Source organism: Neobacillus sp. GCM10023253 (assembly GCF_042653105.1).
In the GTDB taxonomy this organism is placed as follows: Bacteria; Bacillota; Bacilli; order Bacillales; family Cytobacillaceae; genus Neobacillus; species Neobacillus citreus.
This window is the reverse complement of sequence record NZ_JBHSHV010000003.1, coordinates 49,420-69,725: the sequence shown is the minus strand read 5'-3', so window position 1 is coordinate 69,725 and position 20,306 is coordinate 49,420. Positions and strand designations below refer to the sequence as shown.

Below are 20,306 nucleotides of genomic sequence, written 5' to 3'. Positions count from 1 at the left end.
TCATTTTTTATTTTTATTAAAGCCTTAAAATATGGGCACCATCAAAGAAAAATAAATATCTCTCGCTTACATTTCTTTTCCAAATTTGTTCGATTGCTTTTGTATATAAATTAATTTGCACTTTGTATCTTTCTTCAAGAATTGGTTTTGCCTGTTCAAACCCGCCTTTAAACCTATCGGTAATTCCATCTGATTTATAATCGATGAGGACAAGACCCCTTTCATCCTCGAGAATGCAGTCGATGATTCCTTGGACAAAGACGGATTCTTCTTCATTCTTCCAATCAGGGTAAACCTCCCCTGCCGGCAAGGCAAGCGTAAAGGGAACTTCTCGATGGATCGCAGCTGCTTGAAAATATCTTCTTCCCAATTCCGTTTGAAAGAATTGAACAATTAACTCAACTGGAATTACTTCTGCCTGTTCAAGTGTTAATAATTCATTATTAACCATCCAGTAAATCTTTTCAGTAATATTTTCCGCTTGAACAGGTTTAGTCAAATCAAGATGCTGCATGACCATGTGCATGGCTGTCCCGCGTTCCGCAGGTGTAATCGATTTTTCCTGCATAAACCTCGGCCGCTTCAGAATCGGTTTCTTCATTCGGCGGACAAGGTCTGTACCGCTTTGCTCATCCTTAAGTTCCGAGAAGCGTTTAATCTCCGAAACCGATTGCTTTGAGCGATGAACAGAAGCCTCTGGATACAGATATACCCATGAAAGTCTGGCTGCAATCTCATCAGAGAGTGCAGAGGACTGGGGAACTTTTTTCCCTGACATGACTAAATCTAAATAGTGGTTTTCTTCTTTCTCCTGAGCGATTACTTGGTTTTGAATTTCATCTGCATGCACAATGGCTATTTTCCAGGAGGAAGGATGCTGGGTAATTTCCTCAGGAACCAGGTCAATTGCCGCACCTACAGCCTTTAATACTCCACTGTCCTGGTGACGGACTATAGCCGGCCCGATCCAGTCTATATAGCTTGAGGCAGAAGCCCGTTCAAAGTCCTTCAGCAGCCAATCCAGATGATTAGCGGAGTCGTTCCACTGATCGATTTTCTTGCTGGCATCTTTTAGTGTGGCTGTCAAATACAGCTTTTCCTTTGCCCTTGTCATGGCCACATATAATACACGCATTTCTTCAGCCAGCATCTCCATTTTCTTTTTACGCTTAAAGGCAATTTGCGGCAGAGACGGATAGGAGATTCGCTTTTCCGGATTAACATATTTAGATGCAAACCCATATTCTTTATCAAGTAAATATGGATTGCGTATATCCGCCATGTTAAAGCTTCGGGCCATTCCCGCCATGAAAACTACTGGAAATTCCAGCCCTTTACTGCTGTGGATGGTCATGACCCTGACAACATCCTCCTGCTCCCCAAGTGCTCTTGCAGCCCCAAGATCATCGCCTCGCTCCATCATGCGCTCAATAAAGCGTAAAAAGCGGAATAGACCGCGAAAGGATGTTTTTTCATAGGCCCGCGCCCTGTCATATAAAGCTCTAAGGTTAGCCTGACGCTGCTTTCCTCCCGGCAGGCCGCCGACAAAGTCATAAAAATGGGTATCGCGGTATAGCTGCCATATAAGCTCTGAAAGCGAGCCCTGCCGCGCCACAGGGCGCCATTCCTTCAATAAATCATAGAAGTGCCGAACTTTTTCATAAAAGGATTCAGAGTGTTCAGCGGGTTTACTCATACAAAAAGAATGAACAGCCTCCCAAAATGATCCGGTTTTCCTGCATAATCGGATTTGCGCCAGCTCTTCCTCGTTCAAGCCCACAATCGGCGACCGCAACACTGACGCTAATGGAATATCTTGAAACGGGTTATCAATGATTCGCAGCAGTGACATCATAATGGCCACTTCTGAAGCCTCGAAATAACCAGTTGATAGGTTAGCATAAATTGGTATCCCTTGTTGCTTGAATTCCTCCATTATCTGTGGAGCCCATGTCATGGAACGAAGAAGAATGACGATATCCCGATACATAACCGGCCGGCCTGACTTCGTTTTTGGATTATACACTTGAGCCCTATTTTCCACTAATTCCTTTATTTTGGCCGCGATCGTCCGGGCTTCCAGCTGTGATTGTTCAAGATCGCTCTGATCGAATTCAGCAGGCTGAGCATCATCATCAATCCCCCCTGCCGATTCTGGTCCATCAGTATCGCGATTTTGGTCAATCAGAATCAGCTCAGCAGGAAATGGCTCTTCCTCAGGATAGGGAGCTCCTTTTTTCAATTCAGCAGCTTCATCGTATTCAATTTCCCCAACCTTTACACCCATGATTTGTTTGAAAATATAGTTTGTCGCATCAAGGACTTCCTTACGGCTCCGGAAATTGCGGGCTAAATCAATTCTTAATCCCGAAGCTTCCCCATCGAGCCGAAATCGATTATATTTTGAAAGAAACAGGTTGGGTTCTGCTAACCGAAAGCGATAGATGGATTGCTTTACATCCCCGACCATAAATAAATTGCCTTCGGCCTCGTCCTCTTTAGCGATAAGCTTTAAAATCGTTTCTTGAACCATGTTGGTGTCTTGATACTCATCCACATACACCTCTTTAAAATGACGCCGGTAGGCAAGTCCTGCCTCTGAAGGATGAAAAACCCCTTCTACTGTAATTTCACCTGTCAATATATCAAGGCAATAGTGCTCCAAATCCGCATAATCGACAAGCCCTTTTTCCTTTTTTACACTTTCAAAGCGAACAGAAAATTCTTTTACAAGACTGACGATTGTTTGAATAAGCGGCTTCATTTCATCCATATCCCGTAAAAAGCTATCAGGCTTTCGCGAAAAAAGTTCATCCTTCAAATCTTGAAGCTTTTTCTTCGCTTTATCCCGAAGCTTTTGAGCCTTTTCCGTCAATTCTTTATCAAAAGAGTCCCCTTTGACTTGTTTCGCTCTTGAAAATGACCATGCTTGCATAGCGTCATAGAGAACAGTCCAGGATTCCTGTTTTGACAGCATCAAAGAGTCAATTAGCTGCAGGTCCTCGAGAAAATTTTCCGCTCTGGGAGCCGGACCACCCGGCAGCTTGGCAATTTCTAAAGCTTTTAAAATCATATCCCTGGCAGCCTCTAATTGAAGCTCAATATCAAAGAGAAGTAACTCCACGAAGGGCAGCTCCTCGATATTTTTTACAGCAGAAACGTCATACATATCCACAAGTGACTGCAAATAACCTTGCGGTGAAGGATTTGCCCGGGCAAAATCGTAAATGGACAGCACAATTTCCATTAAGGCGGCATCACTGCGGTCGCTTGTAAAGGAGTCTACTAATCTAAAAAATGCCTCATTATTCTCTTTCCCATATTCCTCTTCAAACAATTCATCCAACACTTCATCCCGGAGCAGCTGAGCTTCTGTGACATCCGCAATTCGGAAACCAGGGTCGACATCGATCAGATAATAATATTTGCGGATGACCTCCATACAAAAAGAATGCAGTGTTGATATGGATGCTTTATTCAACAGGCTGAGCTGCTTTCTTAAATGCCTTGAAGCCGGGTCATTGTCAATTGCTTTTTCCAATGCCTCTCCGATTCGATGACGCATTTCCGCCGCGGAGGCATTCGTAAATGTAACCACGAGTAATTCATCGACATTGATGGGGGCTTCTTCAGCTAGGATTTTTTGGATCATTCTTTCAACCAGCACTGCCGTCTTACCCGAACCCGCTGCAGCCGCAACAAGAATGTCCTTATCACGCGCCTGAATGGCTTTCCATTGGTCATCCGTCCAGGTTACGCCTTCAGGCTTTTTAGGAATAACGATTTTACTCATTCTCATGCAGCTCCTTCCTGATTAACTCGAGTACCTCATCCTTGGCACGCGGGAAAAGAATACGATAATGATTGTTTTCAATCGATTCATCAAAATGACAGACAGATTTAAATGCGCAGAAAGTACATGGTGTTTTGTCCTTTAACTTATATGGCGCAATATCCGTATGGCCTTCCATGATGTCATTTCCTGTTTTCTGATATAAATTGCGAACATAATCCTTTAGATCCTCAAAATCTTGTAAACTCGCAACCTTTGATTTTTTTGATAATTGTCCATCCTTCTTGATTCCGGCAGCGATAATCTGCGAGTCACCTGATTCAAGCGTTTGATCCATGAGTTGGATGACCTGCTGATCGCCAAGCATTAATCCATTCATTTTAAACTTTTTCATGATTTCCTTTTCAATCTCGTCTATGGTCAGCATTTTCGTCGACTGGACAAACGGGTTATGCACGTGGAAATAGAGCACACCTGCCGGGCTTGCCTTCATCTCGACTAATTCATTTGAATGGGTCATAACAATATCAAGATAGGTTAGCATCTGAAGGGCAAGTCCATAATAGACTTCAGTTAAATTGACATCCTTTTCGCTCGACTTATAATCAATGACCCGCAAAAAGATGCTGTTGTCTTCGGCTTTAGCCTGATCAACCCGATCAATTCTTCCTGCAAGCTCCATCCGTTTGCCATTTTTTAATGTGAACGATAAAGGAGGAAGCTTCTCATTCCGGCCAAAGCCGAGTTCCAAGCCAATTGGCGAAAAGCCGCTTACCTTCGCATGCTCGCTCAAAACCACGGAAGCCCGGGTAATAATCTGCTCCAGCTTTCGTTTAATATAATGATGGCGCTCCGAGCTTAATAAGATTTGGTTTTGCAGCTTAGGTGCCAGGCTTTTAACCGCATCTTTCGAAAGCTCCTCACATTGTTTTCTCGATAAGCTTGCCCATGATAAATTTTGTTCAGTAACTGTGTCTGCAATTTGCTTTAAGGCCGCATGAAACAGCTCCCCAATATCCGGGGCTTCAAGGCGGAAAATTTGCCGTTCCTTTAGCTTCAGCCCATGTTGAGCAAAATGGGAAAAGGCGCACGAGTTGTAAAGCTCCATTCTTGAAACGCTGGCCTGAATCGTTTCCCCATACAGGTTATCAGCTGTTTCACTAGCTAATTTTACAGTTTGATTGGCATAAAAAAGACTGGAAAATACCTTTTGCGCCCTGTCTTTCCACTGGCCATCCATATAAAAGTTATAAACATCCCACCAAAGGTCTGGAATCCCATAATGCCGCTTTTTCAATTGAAGCTGGGCATTAAGGTATGAAAGAGTAGCACCAGTATTAGACACAAAGTTCAGCTGCTCTTCTTCTGAAACCTGTGAAGGGTCGACAAGCAGCAGCCGTTCAATAACCTCCGGAAACATATCTTTTATTCTCTTAATATACGAAGAAGGAATTAGCGCTTTTCCTTCATCATTTGCAAGCGGATAACTGATATAAAGCATATCTGTTGGGGCGGTAAAGGCTTTATAGGCAATAAAGTTTTCATCCAGCAAGCGTATTCTGCTGCTTGGCGCAACTGTTATGCCGCCGGCTGCAAGCAGCTCCCGATCCTCGTCTGAAAGAATCCCCTCGTCAGCGATTTTCGCCGGCAGAACACCTTCATTCACGCCAACAACAAAGACAATTTTGACATCATTCAGCCGCGATTTCTCCAAATCACCGACTAAAACCTGGTCAAGGGCCGGCGGAATTAGGGAGAAATGCATGGATTCAAAACCTGCCTCCAAAATAGCTGCAAATGATTTTAAGGAAACAGGCTCCTCACCCAAAACTTCCACATACTGGTCAAGGAGATCGATGACGGCATTCCAAACCTGCTCATGCTCCCGTGCCTTTACCAGATTCCCCTTTTCTTCCGCAGCTATCTTCCATTTCTCAAGCTTAGCCGGAACATCTAATTCTTCTAAAAACAAATAAATAGCCTCACAAAACTTTTTGCCTGAATCTGACTTTTTCAATCTTCTCGAAAGCCGAAGAATAGGAGCTGTTATCATAAGCTTCAGCTCATTCAGTTCTTGTTCCATGTTTCTTTCAGCATCTGTTTGAACATTTCGCTCTACATCTAGTCCTTGGTAACGTCGATAAGTCCAGCGATCCTTTTTCGTCCAGCTGCTTCCATTTATTCCGTAAGCTAAACAATAGTTTTCCAGCCTATCCATTCGTTCACGCATTTTCACGGGGTTTTCCTGAAGCGGATAGATTAGCTCTGTTTTTATTACCCTAAAGACCGGGTCATAGCGCCAATAAGAATTGATGACTTCAAGCGTAGAACGAATCAATTCAACAAGCGGATGGCTTTGCATCGTCCGTTTTTGATCAATAAAAAAGGGAATTTGATGGTCGGTAAACACGGGTTCCACTAGTTCATGATATTCCCCGCCGTTTCGAACCAATAGAGCAATATCACGCCAGCGATATCCTTTTAATCGAACTAAATCACGAATCTCACGGGCAATTCCTTCAATTTCAGCCCTTCTGTTAGCCGCTTGGAATAGGTTTAAATTTGCTTTTTCATGATATGGCGCAGCAGGCCTGGCATCAAAATGTTCCTCCAGGTAACTTAAGACGCTCCCAGACCATTTTTTTGATCCTTTAAGAATAACAGGCTGCTCGATTGCTATCCCTTCGATTTTTGCTATCTCATTGATTGTAAAACAAGCCTCGCTCGAAGCACGAAACAGGTCTAGTTCATCCGGTCCGGAATCAACCTTAATGGAATCAGTTGTCAATGCAACCGAAACTCTCCTGCATCGCTTCATTAACTCCGCTATCACTTGATATTCCTGGGGAGAAAAGCTGTAAAAACCATCAATATAAATTTCCGCATCTCTTAAATAGTGGGAGGAGGAAATTTTCTCGGAAAGCAGTCGAAAATAATCCTCGGAATCCAAATATTTACCGAAGATTTCATCCTCAACCCTTTGATAAATCAGTTCCACATCACTCAATTTATCCTGCAGGGATTTTGAAGCCGAAGAACCTTCCGCTTCCATCCTGAATGAACCTAGGGCAAGATCCTGAGGGCTGACACAATACCGCCTAAGCTCCGTAATCATTTGCTCTACCTGCTGAATAAAACCGTTTTTATCTGCTGCCCGATTGAACAGTTTCAGCTGTTCCTTCTTTTCATCGATGATTTTACGGATTAGCATACTCATGCCGACAGTGCTTAAATGCATCCGGCTGATCCCGCCTGTTTCCTGCAGGATTCTCCATGCCAAGCGCGGAAAACTATATACCTGGGCCCGAATCATCCCACCAATATTAGGGTCTGTTGCTAAACGATATTCAGACATGAAGGTCATTTGCTCAGGAACAATATATATAATCGGCTTTCCTTCAGGGTTCTCCGAAAGGCTGCTGGTAATTTCATTAAAAAACATGGCCGTTTTGCCGGTTCCTGACCGCCCGATTACCATTCTTAATGACATGTATTCCCCTCCATCCTCTGCAACTTTACGTATCCTCCATTTTATCATAAAAGAAGCACAAACGTTTGCAATAGCCAGTGATAGATTAAAGCCAAAAATGGTAAAACTAAGCTTTAGAAGGCAAAAAATACGATAGTTTACAAGTGTTAGGCTGTCGAAGGGGTCTGTTGATTGGCGCTCCAGGCACTTCGCTTTCCGCGGGCGTGCCGGGGAGCCTCCTCAGCGCCTCTGGCGCCTGCGGGGTCTCCCCTGCCCCGTACTCCCGCAGGAGTCTTCGTGCCTTCCGCGCCAATCAACAGGTGTATTAAATTAAAACTTCAACTTTACAAGATGAAACAAGTATTTTCTTGCCAGAAGACCAATGAAGGACAAAATTGATGAAATCTACGAGGAAATGTCCTTCATAAAGTGGATGAAGGACAAAAGCGAAGGAATCATTGAGGAAAATGTCCTCATAAAGTTGATGAAGGACAAAAGCGAAGGAATCCAAGAGAAACGTCTTTCATAAAGGGGAAACACTTTGCAAGGTTCGACAAAGTGTGTGCAATACTTTAGTTGATTTGCCTCCCTGTTGATTGGAGCGGAGGGCACTCGACTCCTGCGGGATATAGAGGTCACTGGAGACCCCGCAGGCGCTTTTAGCGCCGAGGAGGCTTCAGGACCTCCCCGCGGAAAGCGAGTGCCCGAAGCGGAAATCAACAGGCCCATTAGCAGGGACAATCAAAAATATCGAAACACAAAAAATTGCCGAGAAAAATATCTCGACAATCGATCAATGTTTTACCATCGTGCTTTCCAACTAACTATTTAAAAATGAACGCCCACTTCATCCAACGGCCAGTACCGCAGGTCAACTTTACCGACCACCTGGCTTTCTGAAATGAATCCAAAGTGTCTGCTGTCCCAGCTTCCCAAACGATTATCGCCAAGGACAAATAATTTCCCCTCAGGGACCTTATCTTCACCGGTAATCTCTTTTAAACTGAAATCACCTGTCAATTTCATACCAAGTGCCTCTTGTTTATATTTCTTTAAAAAAGGTTCTTCATATTTATGGCCATTAATAAATAATTGGTCATCCCGATATTCAATTTTGTCGCCGGGAAGGCCGATAATCCGTTTGACAAAATCCTCTTTTTCATTAGCATGAAAAACAATAACATCGAATCTTTCCAGTTCGCCTGTTTGAAAGCCCAGCTTGTTAACAACAAGTTTATTCCCATCCTGGAGAGTGGGCATCATCGATTCACCTTCAACTACGTAATTCGAGAAAAAAAATGTTCGAATAAAAACGAAAATAATAATACCGATTGCAAAAGCCTTAACCCATTCGATTCCTTCCTGTCTCCATTCACTCCTCACTTTATCCCCTCCGTTTTTTTAGTCCTTTCTCCTGGTGCTTCTCCTCCACATGTCCATTTTTTTCATGTTTGTTTAGTCTTGCTTCAATTCTTCTTCCAGCGAACCAAAGAATAAAAATGATAATAAAAACAATAATCGTCCGAAACGGCTGAGTAACCAAGGAGCGAATATCATATCCAATGAAACTAATGGTAAAAATCATCACCATTTTTCCAATGCATACTGCAAGCATATACTGGGCAAAGCTTAGCTTCGAAAGCCCAGCCACAATATTAACCACTGCAGATGGTGTAAAGGGAAAACAAAGCAGCAAAAACAACGGGCCAAACCCATGCCGTTCCACCCAATCCATCAGCCTTCGGACTTTCTGGTGCCTTGGCAAAAAGGCAAGCAATCGTTTTTGCCCATATTTTCTAATGAACGAAAAGACTAGCAGCGCGCCAATGCAGGCACCCAGCCAGGAATACAGAAATCCCAGCCAGAGCCCAAAAGCACTAGCATTGGCCATCACAAATAAAAATAATGGGAGAAACGGCAGGAAGGCTTCAAGTATCGTCAACAGAATTCCAGGCAAAGGCCCAAGGGCTTTATAGTCCTGAATAAGGTTCATGATATTTTCGAGTGTAAACCAAGCTTTAAATGTTTCAAAATCCATCCGTGTTCTCCTACCCGCTTCTAATTCTATTTTATATCCTAGACAAGTATTATTTTGTAATAAATTGGTGAAGCGCCTCTTTATTTTTTGCAAGATTTATATCCAAAATGGCGCCCTCCCCTTTAACCCGCGTCTCTTCAAAACTGTTATCAACAGGGATTCGTAATGTTTCGACACTTCCCCTTTTATCGGCGAAGAAGTCTTTCCCCATAAAGAGGATATCCGATGTTTTCATATTTGTATTAACGTAAGGAGCTACCACACCTATTAGCTTTGGCAGCTTTGGAAGGGTTTGAATCGCACTTAATTGGTCACCAATGGCCTGTACTGCCTTCTGCTGCCGCTCGACCCGCCCAAAATCACCAATGGCATCATGACGGAAGCGGACATAACTTAACATCTGCTGGCCATTCAACTTTTGCACCCCGGGCTGCAGCGGTGGATCAACATATGCCGACATTTTCTTCTCCACATCGATTTCTACCCCATGTGGGAACGCTTCATCAATCAGTTGGACAAACCCTTGGAAATCAACAATCGCATAATACTGCAAATCAATATCAAAATTCTGCTTAATCGTTTGCCTTATTAACTCCGGACCGCCAATGGCGAAAGCAGAATTTATTTTATGCTTGCCATGCCCAGGGATGGCCACATAGCTGTCGCGCATAATCGAGGTAAGTTTAAAAGTCCCTTTGTCCTCGTTGTAATGGGCAATCATGATGGTATCTGAGCGAGCTTTTTCTTCCCCGCGCGAATCGCTTCCGAGCATCAGAACATTTGTGTCGCCATACTGATCCTTCTGTCCATCAAATTTATACACTACCTTTTGCTCTTTCGTTTCATTATCAATTTTTTTTAATGATTGATTGACACCCTGTTTATATTGAAAATAGGAGTAAGCCGCTCCGGCCCCAATTAAAAGTAATAACACCAATAATACGGATTTCCATCTTCTCCTTTTCTTATTTCGATGTTTATCAGCTCGCATGTTTATCACCTTAATCTATGTATTTTTGGGTTTCACCACTATATATGACTGTTTTTTTCTATCCTTCGTTTCTTCTTTAATTCATTTTCCCCTATCAGATATCCTTCTATTAATAAAAACTTTCTCATGAATTTGTCGAATATTTCAATTAAAAAGCTCACCTAGAGCAAAGCTAGAAGCGTGGCAGCAGTATTGCATTTCTGTTTTCTTTTTTGTAAAATAAAAACAGGAACGTAGGTTCGTATAAAATGAAGGGTGAGATCTTATTATGACGCGAATTCCGGAGAATGACCGTGATATTATGGAAAAAGCCATTTATTTACCAATGGTTTTAACGATCTTAAATAGGGATTTGAATGTGGTGGAGAAGAGTCCTTTTAAATTGAAAAAGCCATATTTGGAGTTAATCGAAGTAACGATGAAGGCTATTCAGGGGGAATTAGCCGAGGTAAAGCAATATATGAAAAAGAATAAGCTTCAGGTTAGTGAAACCAAACGGGACGATGCCTTTACCATGTACATGTTTATTTATAAAGGTTATGAAGAGCATCATAATTATTTTAATCCGCGCATCCGCAATAAGGTCCAAGAATTAATGGAAACCTACTTATTAAAAAAACACCTGTCCCGTTAACCCGCCACAAAGTCATTTTTATTTATAATCATGTGAATGTTCAGAGGCTTTAATAGGCTTTGGAGCATTAAATAGGTAAGTCATTTTTTTATTACCTTCGATTCTTTGGAGGAGCTTTGTCTTTAATAAGGCCGTTCTTAACATTTGTCCTTCAATAGTCCCAAATGAAACTGAAAAAAGATGCGTTTGTTTGTTTTGGAAAGTAACTTGAGTTTGATGAGGCCCTAGACGACGGTAATTCTCAACGTGCTCATGTGAAATCCAAATACATTCGGGGCGGCTCGGTGATGTGGTTGGAAAAAAGAATATATGGTTTGCTGGCTCAATGGCAATAGGAATCTTACGGGAATATCCAATTAGTTGTCTAGTCCCCTTCTTTCTGCTTTCATAATCGACGCCAAAATAGTCGCAGCTTTTTTTGATGATGTCTAATGGTTTAAAAGGTGAAATAAATTCATCATCCACCTCAATAATCTTTGTGTATACTTTACTTCCATATTCCATTGGTGCCAAAAACATGGTACATGAATTAATCTCATACTCTTCAATTTGTTTTTTCAAACTCGTCAACTCCTATTCATATGACTTCCACCATATCTTAACACTTTTATTTCCCAAAGCATTTACTTTTCTGAATTGTTACTAAATTATTCACAAATCCTGTCAAGGAAAAAGTTTTACGGAAATTATAAATACTATTGATAATATTCTAAAAACTCCATATAATAAAAAAAAGCATCAGAGGTGATTTTCTTGAATGAAAAATCCTACACGGACTTAATGAAAGTTGCTGCCATGAAACGGAACCAAAGGAAAGAGAATTTCGTCCAGGACCTCTACATCGACATGCTTTTATCGGAAATCCAGCTTACGGTTGAAAAGGAAAAATTGCTGCGGAAAATTGACTCGGCTATTGATCGGCGGGACAAAAAGTTGTTCATCCAGTTATCGGGCCAGCTTAGGGAAATCAATAAGAAGTTTGGAACTTGAATATGTTCACATTAAACCGTCATTGACGGTTTTTCTTTTTGGCAAGCGAAAAAAGCTGAAGATCAATGATCCTCAGCTTTTTTTAATAAAATTTTATTCTGTTCGATGCTTGACCTCATATTCTTCCAGTTTGGAAATTCGGTCCAGCATTGGCGGGTGGGTGTAGCGGAAAATTTTCACCAGCATCGGCGGATTGACTTGACTTAAGCCGTTGCGTGTCAACTCTTGAAATGATGTGATGGCGGCATCCGGATTTTTCGTCATCTCAATTGCATAGGTGTCAGCCCTTGTTTCCTGATAGCGGGAGACAAGATTTGACAGCGGGCTTGAAGCAAATAGCAGCATTGAGATAATCATGTAAAATAACGGGAGCGACCGTATATCCTTTGTGTCGGAAATTTTCAGTTCTTTTCCAAAGCGGTCAACCGCCCAATTCATCATCCGGTAGGTTACATACAACCCGAGAAGCGATAGCAGCAGGTAGCCAGCAATTCCCCAATATATATGCTTCTCCACATAATGCCCCATCTCGTGAGCCATGATAAATAAAATTTGCTCATCTGAGAGTTTATTTAAGGTAGTATCCCAGAGGACAATCCGGGCATTGGAGCCAATCCCAGCGACGTAGGCATTCATGGCATTTGTTTTTTCCGCCATATTCACCTCAAAGACATGCTCCGCAGGGATATGGGCCTTATCAGCCAATGTCAGGATTTTGGTTTCTAATGCTTTGTCTTTCAAAGGATAAAAGTCATTATATAACGGATCGATAATGACAGGCTGAATAAACATCATAAATAGAGTGAACGGAACCGATAACAGCCAGCCGTAAAGCCACCATCGTTTTTGGCTTTTTCTCATAAGCCAGTATAAGACAGGAACAATAATGAGCCATGTTGCATAATTAAGCCAAAAATCAATCAGTTCGTCCTTCATCCAAGAAGGAAAGGATTGCGTTGAAATATGATACGTTTTTGATAAGGAAAAGCTGATATAGCTTAATGGCAGTACCGCAATAAAGGCAAACAAGGATAACCAGAATAGGTAGACTGGGGTGTGCAGCAGTTTATGTTTCACCGAGTCCTCAGCCCAGCGTTTGAATGCCTTCGACAAGCCAAATAATAAAATCAGAAAGTAAATCAGCCATTCCAGCGGAGTAGATAGGAAAAACAGTAGATTTCTAATTTTCGAATATTCCTCACTCAAGCTAAGTTCTCTTCCATTTAAAAAAGTAGCCGGATCCGCCTTTGTTCCTTCATATTCAAACGGAAGCTTCGGGTCGGCAAACTGGAATAAGTACCAGTAAAAAAATAAGCCATATAAAACAAAGGCCAAAACTGCATAGACCCCCATTTTTCTCGCCATGATTTGTCCCCCTTTGTGTACAACCCTCTATATTTAGTTTAGTTTAAAATGCGGGAAATAGAACTTCGTGTTTTTTTTCTTCTAAAATAGTTTCGGTCACGCAGAAACATCTACGTGACCGAATTTGAAAACTAGCTTATTTCCCCTTAAAAACCGGTTTTCTTTTCTCTCCAAATGCCTGAAGTGCCTCAATTCTGTCTTCTGTCGGGAGTGTCACCTCATATGCCTTGCGCTCAATTTGCAGCCCGGTGTTCAAATCAGTATTCATCCCTTGTTTAACTGCAAATTTCGCCTGCTGTAAGGCCACTGGACCATTAGCAAGGATTTGTGAGCAGAATGCACGACTTTCATCCAATAGCCCATTACCATCTACCACTCTAGTTAAAATGCCATAGCTAAAGGCTTCATCTGCCGTTAGCCTTCTAGCAGTTAAAATAAGCTCCAATGCCTTCGCCTGCCCAATCAAGCGCGGCAGCCGCTGTGTTCCCCCTGCCCCCGGAATGATGGCAAGACTCGTTTCTGTCAGCCCCATCAAGGCACCGCTTGCGGCAAACCGAAAATCGCAAGCCAAAGCAAGCTCCATCCCGCCGCCAAAGGCAAATCCATTGATCGCTGCAATCGTCGGCTGCGGCAGCTGGTCAATCGCATTAAAACATTCGTTGATTTTAAACAGATTACGCTTCACCTGTTCATCCGTCAGGCTTTTGCGCTCTTTTAAATCGGCACCGACACTGAATGCCTTCTCCCCTGCACCAGTAAAAATAACAGCCCGTATATCCGGATTGACGCGTATTTCCTCAACCGTATTCTGCAATTCCATTAAAGTTTCATGGTTAAAGGCATTCAGTGCATCAGCGCGATTGATCGTAACAACCGCTATGTGGCTGGCAACCTCAAGTAAAATGGCCTTCATTGATCCTGCACCCCTTTCGCCTTTATAAATTCGAAAAAGGCAAGCTAAAAGCCTGCCTTTTTCATTAAAAAATTTTAGTTCCCAACAGTCTGCGCTACCTGTGTCTTTAAAGCGCGTCTTAAGATTTTACCGGTCGTATTCTTTGGAAGTTCCTCTAGAAAGACAACTGAAGAAGGAACTTTATACTTGGCAAGATGCTCCTTGCAGTAGCTAATCATCTCTTCTTCCGTAAGATCTGCCCTTTTACTTACGACATATGCCTGTACCGCTTCTCCTTGGTTCAGATCCGGAACACCAAGCACCGCAACTTCAACAACATCAGAATGATTATAGATGACTTCTTCTACCTCACGTGGGTATACATTGTAGCCGCCAACGATAATCATATCCTTTTTGCGGTCAACAATATAAAAATAGCCCTCTTCATCCATTCTTGCCATATCTCCCGTATGAAGCCAGCCGTCTTTAATGCTCGCTGCCGTTTCCTCCGGCATTTTATAATAGCCCTTCATTACGTTTGGACCACGGACAATCAGTTCGCCAACCTCGCCGACAGGAACCTCTTCGCCAAGTTCATTCACGACTTTGTTTTCCACATTAACGATGGAAGGTCCGATCGAACCTGCCTTGCGTGGACGATCAAGCGGGTTAAAGCAGGTAACCGGAGAGGCCTCCGAAAGACCATAGCCTTCAGAAATGAGCACATCAAATTTCTTTTCGAAGTTTTCTAATAGGGCAACAGGCATCGCGGCACCGCCGGAAATGCAAAGACGTAATGAACTTAAGTCCTCAGGGCTTCCTTCCGGATATTGAAATAAGAAATTATACATAGTTGGTACACCTGCAAAAACCGTCGCCTGATATTCTTTCGCAAGTTGAAAAATATCCTTCGGGCTAAATTTTGGGGCAATCAATAGAGTTGCTCCTTTTAACAGCGGTGCATTCAAAGCAACCGTTAAGCAAAAGACGTGGAACATTGGCAAGGTTGTAATCACACGGTCGGCATCATTCATTTTCAAATAAGTGCCGACATCACTGGCATTGCTATACAGATTTTTATGTGTCAGCATCGCGCCTTTTGGCTTACCCGTTGTACCTGAAGTATAAAGGATAATGGCAGTATCATCGTCATGAAGTTTAGGACCCTGGAAACTTAATTCACCGGATGCCACCACATCTGTAAACGATTTCATTTTAGGATACACGGTAAATCCCTCAACACCAGGCTGTGCCAATCCCTTTTGCTCTGTTTCGCAAATAATATAGTGGTTCACTTTCGGAAGCATGGTATGAACTTTTTCTGCTAATGGAATCATCAGATCAAGGCCGACAACCACTTTTACATCGCCATTATTCAGGATATAACCGATCTCATCAGCGGTATAAATCGGATTGACCGGAATAACTGTTGCCCCTAGGCGGAGTGCCCCATACAACCCAATGACAAAATGCGGGGAATTCCCCAGCAATAGTGCGATATGGTCCCCTTGTTTTACCCCCAATTTCTCAAGGCCTGAAGCAAACTTGGTAATCGCCCTATCCAGTTCGGCATATGTACTGGATTTGCCCATAAAGTGGTAAGCAATTTTCGTGGCTGAAGCCTTGGCAGTTTCATGAAGCTGTGTCGATAGATTCATATTCTCTCTCCCCTCAAATGAATGAATGCTCATTCACAAATTCGTAACAATTTTCTAAATATATTATATTGCTAGAAATTTATCTATACAAGTATAATACTTAAAAATTTCAGAAAAAAATAAAAATAGGAAGCGTTTTAATACAAACGCTTCCTGCATCCAAAAATTAGTATATTAAGTTAATAAAATCCTCTTTGGAAACATTTCCAAAATAATACGTTGTATCCACATCTTCCAGCGCACTTTCCATTTCGCTTTTTTCATAACGAATCCCACTAAGCCGCTGTTCTATTTCACTGACATCGCCCACACCAAAAAAGTCACCATAAATTTTGCAATTCTCGATGATTCCTTTGTTCACTTCAAGCCGGACATCAATGGAACCAACCGGGAACCTGTGCGAGTGCTGTAAATTGAATTTTGGAGACTTTCCGTAATTCCAATCCCAGTTTTGATATCTTTCTTTGGAAAGCTGATTGATGTTTTGCCAATCTTCTTCCGTTAACACATACTCAGGAACATCTTCCTGTCCTTCAAAAATATATTTAAGGAGCAGGGAGCGGAATTCCTCGATGCTTATTTTTTCTGATAAAAATTCAGAAATGTTAGCAACCCGGCCGCGGACTGATTTGATTCCTTTGGATTCAATCTTATCTTTCTTCACCTTTAAGGCAGATACAACGTTTTCCATTTCAGAATTCAAAAGCAGCGTTCCATGGCTGAACATTCTCCCCTTTGTCGAAAATTGGGCATTTCCAGAAATCTTCCGCCCGTCTACTTCGATATCATTACGGCCGCTTAGATCGGCATTTACTCCTAACTTTCTTAAGGCCTCAATCACCGGTTCAGTAAATTTACGGAAATTATGAAAACTTTCACCGTCATCCTTCGTGATGAAACTAAAGTTTAAATTCCCCAAATCATGATAAACCGCCCCGCCGCCTGATAATCGGCGGACCACATGGATGCCGTTCTTTTCCACATATTCAGTATTAATTTCTTCAATCGTATTTTGATTTTTTCCAATGATGATGGATGGCTCATTTATGTAAAATAATAAATACGTCTCATTAATATCAAGATTCTTTAATGCATACTCCTCAATCGCCAGGTTAATGCGCGGATCAGTAATCCCTTTATTATCAATAAACAGCATACTCACCAAATCCCCCTTTAAAGTTGAATAGTCTGAAATTCTTCTGCAATTTTTATTATACCAGTAAATTCACCTGATGCCTCATGAACTAAATCACATACATTCCCGTAATGCGGCAGGTGAGTGAGAATTAATTGCTTTACGCCTGCCTCACGGGCAAACCGGCCAGCCTCTACACTGTTCATATGTCCCGCTGATTTGCCGTTTTGATGCCCGTAAAAGTTGCACTCGCATAACAACACATCTGCATTGCTGCTAAACTGAATAAACTCCTCTTTAAAGGCGCTATCCCCTGTATAAACCAATGACTTGCCGCCCGCCTCAAATCTCATCGCATAGCAAGGCACAGGATGGTCTGTTTTTAAAAAGCTTACTTGAAACGGACCGATAGACAGGACCTGATTTGGTTCATAGGCAATTCCTTTCGTAATTGTTTTATAGGTTAATTTTGTAAATTCATGCTGATCAAAATGGTGTCCATAGATTGGCAGGGTCGGAAATTGTTTTCCCAAAAAGCCTTGGATCAGCCTCGCATGCTGCAGGACACCGATATCGGCAATATGATCAGGATGGTAATGGGAAAGAATAACCGCATCAAGCTCCTCAGGCTCAACGATATTTGGCAGTTTCGCAAGAACTCCGCTGCCGCAATCGACTAGCAGCCGAAACCCTTCATGTTCAAGTAAATAGCCTGAGCTTGCTGCATCCTTTTTTGGATAGCCGCCCCAAAACCCGATGACCGTCAATTTCATGATAAATCCCTCCAAAATTCCAGTTCATTTTTAATATGTACATTATCAGCAGCTCTTTACTATATTCATACACGAAAAGACCAGCCGTATCAATGTTGAAGGCTGGTCTTTCAAGTTTATTCATGTGCTGCTTTAAATTGATGCTTCATCCTCATCGCATAGTTGGCAATTGACAATACGCTGAAGCCAACAATAAAGCCAAATAAAATGAGGGCATTTTCCCACATAAAGCTGAAATCACCGCTTGAAATCACCGCTTTAAAGCCCTGCACCGAATAGGTCATCGGCAGGAAGGCATTAAAATGCTGCAAGAAATTCGGAATCAATTCAAGCGGGAATGTTCCTGCACTTGTTGTTAATTGGAAAATTAAAATGATAATCGCGATAAACCGCCCGGCATCTGCAAGTACTGATACAAGCAATTGGATTAACGCAATAAAAGTTAAGCTTGTAATTATGGAAAACAAAATAAACTTTGGCATGCTTTGAACTTCAAGGTTTAATCCAAACAGAAGGATTGCATCAGCAATCAATGCCTGGATTATTCCGATGCCTGCCATAATGGCAAATTTGCTGGCAAACCAATTAAAACCGTTTGCCGGTCGGATGGCAGCATCTCTAATCGGGAAGACAATCGATAATAATAGAGCACCAACAAATAATCCTAATGATAGGAAGTATGGCGCAAACCCTGTTCCATAGTTTGGTACAGTATTTAAACTTTCCTTATCCAGTTTGACCGGTTTTGCCATCATATCATAGGTTTTGTTGTCTGTGTGAACCTTTGCAGCCTCATCGGAACCCTCTTTCAATTTATCCGCCAACTCCTTGGCACCATCAGACAGTTTTCCTGCTCCATCTTTTAACTGCTCCGAGCCATCTGCCAACTGTCCGGCACCAGTAGTGATGGCATCGGCACCTGCGGTTAATTGCTTCATCCCAGTTGAGAGACTGCCCGCACCGCCGTTTACCTCATTAGAGCCTAAATATAATTGATGGACCCCTGCCTGTAAGGCCTGCTGCCCTTGGTTGATCGTTCCTAAACCTGATAACAATTGATCAAAGTATGGGTTTGTCTGGCTGGCGATTTTTTCTTCAAGGCCTGACGTTGCTCCTGAAAGCTTACCAGTCAACTCTGTTTTAAACGTATCAAACCCTGCACCCAAATTGGAGGTCAGCTTGGCAGATACAATCGGCTTTACTATAGCCTTGATTTGTTCCTTTGATTCCGCTTGAATAATCTGCTGTGCATACTGTTCTGGGATACCGCTGGCAACAAGCGCCTTTGTTTGATTTTCAATAATTGGCCCCATCATGCTTTGCATTTCAGCCGGAGTAAATTTCCCACTTGAGATCAGGCTTTGAGCTATTTGATTCATGGCTTGCTTTTGTTGATAAATTTGTTCAGCAGTCTGGTCAGCCATTTGTTCAATTAATGACGTGGATAACTGGGATTCAAAACTATTTATCCCATTATTTAATTCCACAACACTGCCGCTCAATTGGTTATTGATTTCTTTCGCAATCCCAGCAGGGAGCTCTTTTTTCAATTGTTCTGCACCCGCATAGGCCTTCTTTGTTCCGGCCACAAGCTTTGGAAAATTGGAATCCACCTCAGACAGACCGGCGCTAAGCTTAGATGAGCCATCAGCAAGCTTAGCCGATCCGGCATCCGCCGTTTTCATGCCGTTATCAAATTCAATCGATTTTTCAGCAAGAGTTGCTAGCCCTGCATAGAGGTCTTTCGAACCTTGAGTTAATTCTTTAGAACCGTCGCTCAATTGGCCCGCACCATCGCTTGCTTTTTCAACTCCATCAGCAAGATCGGTTATTTTAGAAAAAATAGTCTCAGCATACGTTTCCGTTACCTTTTCAGAAACTGCGGTTTTTATTTTTTCTGCGGCCGTTCCGCCAATTTGGGCTGATAAGAAGTTATAGCCTTCGTTTGGGACATAGGTTAATGTTAGTCTTTTCGGTTGGTCGTCCATTAATGTGGTCGCATTTTCCGAAAAATCGTTCGGAATTTCAATCAGCATATAATATTTTTGTTCTTTGAGCTTTTTATAACCCTCACTTTTACCAACCGATTCAAAGCCAAACTCCTTGCTTTTCTCTAGTTTTCGCACTAGGTCATTGCCAAGCTTCAGCTTTTCTCCGTCAAGTGTTGCCCCTTTATCTTCATTAACTATGGCAACAGGCAAATGATCCAGTTTGGCGTATGGATCCCAAAATGCCCAAAGGAACATTCCAGCATATAACACCGGGACCAGCATGACCGCAATGATCGGGATTAAGATTTTTCTATTTTTAAGAATAGTTGATAGTTCAGCCTTTAATAGGTTTGGTTTCAACCTTATCCTCCTCTCTAATATTGACTAATTTGTTCATTTGGTCATTTGTGTTCTAAAAAGAAGGACTATCCAGCAGACAATCCTAAAAAAACGACTCATAAAGTGACCAAATGAACGTTTCAGTCATTAATCACTTAATGAGTATACTACCATTTTAATTTGTTGACAAGAAAAATAAATGAAAACTCGTCGATTGGCGAGTCCGATAGGACGAAGA

15 protein-coding genes are annotated in these 20,306 nt (G+C 42.1%); 3 read left to right on the top strand and 12 right to left on the bottom strand.

Annotation, left to right across the window (positions count from 1 at the left end; all coding sequences use genetic code 11):
- Nucleotides 1-16 precede the first annotated feature (16 nt).
- Together addA and addB are read right to left on the bottom strand one after the other, a co-directional pair.
- Nucleotides 17-3,793 carry a helicase-exonuclease AddAB subunit AddA gene (gene addA, locus ACFPA1_RS00655; RefSeq protein ID WP_378580855.1) on the bottom strand — a complete coding sequence of 1,259 codons (3,777 nt, stop codon included), beginning with the start codon at nucleotides 3,791-3,793 and terminating at the stop codon, nucleotides 17-19.
- Nucleotides 3,786-7,283 (bottom strand): helicase-exonuclease AddAB subunit AddB, encoded by a 3,498-nt coding sequence (gene addB / locus ACFPA1_RS00650; RefSeq protein WP_378580854.1) that lies wholly within the window; start codon nucleotides 7,281-7,283, stop codon nucleotides 3,786-3,788. Before addB ends, addA begins: the two co-directional genes overlap by 8 nt.
- Nucleotides 7,284-7,644: 361 nt before the next feature.
- Between addB and ACFPA1_RS00645 the strand changes: the two genes are divergently transcribed.
- Nucleotides 7,645-7,791, top strand: coding sequence for a hypothetical protein (locus tag ACFPA1_RS00645; RefSeq protein ID WP_378580853.1), 147 nt, complete (start codon nucleotides 7,645-7,647; stop codon nucleotides 7,789-7,791).
- Nucleotides 7,792-8,090: 299 nt separating this feature from the next.
- Here ACFPA1_RS00645 and lepB read toward each other — a convergent pair whose 3' ends face one another.
- From lepB to ACFPA1_RS00630, 3 genes are read right to left on the bottom strand one after another with little or no spacing between them, the layout of a single operon-like run.
- Nucleotides 8,091-8,645 carry a signal peptidase I gene (lepB, locus tag ACFPA1_RS00640; protein ID WP_378580852.1) on the bottom strand — a complete coding sequence of 185 codons (555 nt, stop codon included), beginning with the start codon at nucleotides 8,643-8,645 and terminating at the stop codon, nucleotides 8,091-8,093.
- Between the two features lies 1 nt (nucleotide 8,646).
- Entirely contained in the window at nucleotides 8,647-9,300 is a 654-nt protein-coding gene (locus tag ACFPA1_RS00635) for a TVP38/TMEM64 family protein (RefSeq protein WP_213141050.1), read from the bottom strand.
- A gap of 49 nt (nucleotides 9,301-9,349) precedes the next feature.
- A complete protein-coding gene (locus ACFPA1_RS00630; protein WP_378580851.1) occupies nucleotides 9,350-10,291 on the bottom strand; it encodes an LCP family protein in 942 nt (313 codons plus the stop codon).
- A 268-nt stretch (nucleotides 10,292-10,559) separates the two neighbouring features.
- Between ACFPA1_RS00630 and ACFPA1_RS00625 the strand changes: the two genes are divergently transcribed.
- Nucleotides 10,560-10,925, top strand: a complete 366-nt coding sequence (locus ACFPA1_RS00625) for a hypothetical protein (RefSeq protein ID WP_213141052.1) — start codon at nucleotides 10,560-10,562, stop codon at nucleotides 10,923-10,925.
- 18 nt (nucleotides 10,926-10,943) lie between these two features.
- Here the strand turns inward: ACFPA1_RS00625 and ACFPA1_RS00620 are convergent, their stop codons facing one another.
- The gene (locus ACFPA1_RS00620; protein ID WP_241113755.1) at nucleotides 10,944-11,486 is read right to left on the bottom strand and encodes a competence protein ComK; all 543 of its coding nucleotides are present in this window, start codon (nucleotides 11,484-11,486) and stop codon (nucleotides 10,944-10,946) included.
- 192 nt (nucleotides 11,487-11,678) lie between these two features.
- On the opposite strand from ACFPA1_RS00620, the gene ACFPA1_RS00615 reads away from it, so the two are divergent.
- Complete coding sequence (locus ACFPA1_RS00615; RefSeq protein WP_378580850.1) at nucleotides 11,679-11,915, top strand: IDEAL domain-containing protein; 237 nt, start codon at nucleotides 11,679-11,681, stop codon at nucleotides 11,913-11,915.
- A gap of 93 nt (nucleotides 11,916-12,008) precedes the next feature.
- On the opposite strand, the gene ACFPA1_RS00610 is transcribed toward ACFPA1_RS00615, so the two are convergent.
- From ACFPA1_RS00610 to ACFPA1_RS00585, 6 genes are all read right to left on the bottom strand, one after another.
- Nucleotides 12,009-13,280 (bottom strand): M48 family metallopeptidase, encoded by a 1,272-nt coding sequence (locus ACFPA1_RS00610; protein ID WP_213141054.1) that lies wholly within the window; start codon nucleotides 13,278-13,280, stop codon nucleotides 12,009-12,011.
- Between the two features lie 136 nt (nucleotides 13,281-13,416).
- The gene (locus ACFPA1_RS00605) at nucleotides 13,417-14,193 is read right to left on the bottom strand and encodes an enoyl-CoA hydratase-related protein (protein WP_378580849.1); all 777 of its coding nucleotides are present in this window, start codon (nucleotides 14,191-14,193) and stop codon (nucleotides 13,417-13,419) included.
- Nucleotides 14,194-14,267: 74 nt separating this feature from the next.
- A complete protein-coding gene (locus tag ACFPA1_RS00600; protein ID WP_378580848.1) occupies nucleotides 14,268-15,830 on the bottom strand; it encodes a fatty acid--CoA ligase family protein in 1,563 nt (520 codons plus the stop codon).
- A 166-nt stretch (nucleotides 15,831-15,996) separates the two neighbouring features.
- Nucleotides 15,997-16,986: a lipoate--protein ligase gene (locus ACFPA1_RS00595; protein ID WP_378581845.1), complete on the bottom strand. Its 990-nt coding sequence runs from the start codon at nucleotides 16,984-16,986 to the stop codon at nucleotides 15,997-15,999.
- 17 nt (nucleotides 16,987-17,003) lie between these two features.
- Nucleotides 17,004-17,738 (bottom strand): MBL fold metallo-hydrolase, encoded by a 735-nt coding sequence (locus ACFPA1_RS00590; RefSeq protein WP_378580847.1) that lies wholly within the window; start codon nucleotides 17,736-17,738, stop codon nucleotides 17,004-17,006.
- Between the two features lie 116 nt (nucleotides 17,739-17,854).
- The gene (locus tag ACFPA1_RS00585) at nucleotides 17,855-20,089 is read right to left on the bottom strand and encodes a YhgE/Pip family protein (protein WP_378580846.1); all 2,235 of its coding nucleotides are present in this window, start codon (nucleotides 20,087-20,089) and stop codon (nucleotides 17,855-17,857) included.
- Nucleotides 20,090-20,306 lie beyond the last annotated feature (217 nt).

Excerpts from the sequence above, each read along its gene's own strand:
- ACFPA1_RS00630 (WP_378580851.1), bottom strand. The coding sequence starts at position 10,291 with ATGCGAGCTGATAAACATCGAAATAAGAAAAGGAGAAGATGGAAATCC.
- addA (WP_378580855.1), bottom strand. The coding sequence starts at position 3,793 with ATGAGTAAAATCGTTATTCCTAAAAAGCCTGAAGGCGTAACCTGGACG.
- ACFPA1_RS00610 (WP_213141054.1), bottom strand. The coding sequence starts at position 13,280 with ATGGCGAGAAAAATGGGGGTCTATGCAGTTTTGGCCTTTGTTTTATAT.
- ACFPA1_RS00605 (WP_378580849.1), bottom strand. The coding sequence starts at position 14,193 with ATGAAGGCCATTTTACTTGAGGTTGCCAGCCACATAGCGGTTGTTACG.
- ACFPA1_RS00625 (WP_213141052.1), top strand. The coding sequence starts at position 10,560 with ATGACGCGAATTCCGGAGAATGACCGTGATATTATGGAAAAAGCCATT.
- ACFPA1_RS00590 (WP_378580847.1), bottom strand. The coding sequence starts at position 17,738 with ATGAAATTGACGGTCATCGGGTTTTGGGGCGGCTATCCAAAAAAGGAT.
- addB (WP_378580854.1), bottom strand. The coding sequence starts at position 7,283 with ATGTCATTAAGAATGGTAATCGGGCGGTCAGGAACCGGCAAAACGGCC.
- ACFPA1_RS00645 (WP_378580853.1), top strand. The coding sequence starts at position 7,645 with ATGAAGGACAAAATTGATGAAATCTACGAGGAAATGTCCTTCATAAAG.
- ACFPA1_RS00635 (WP_213141050.1), bottom strand. The coding sequence starts at position 9,300 with ATGGATTTTGAAACATTTAAAGCTTGGTTTACACTCGAAAATATCATG.
- ACFPA1_RS00595 (WP_378581845.1), bottom strand. The coding sequence starts at position 16,986 with ATGCTGTTTATTGATAATAAAGGGATTACTGATCCGCGCATTAACCTG.
- ACFPA1_RS00600 (WP_378580848.1), bottom strand. The coding sequence starts at position 15,830 with ATGAATCTATCGACACAGCTTCATGAAACTGCCAAGGCTTCAGCCACG.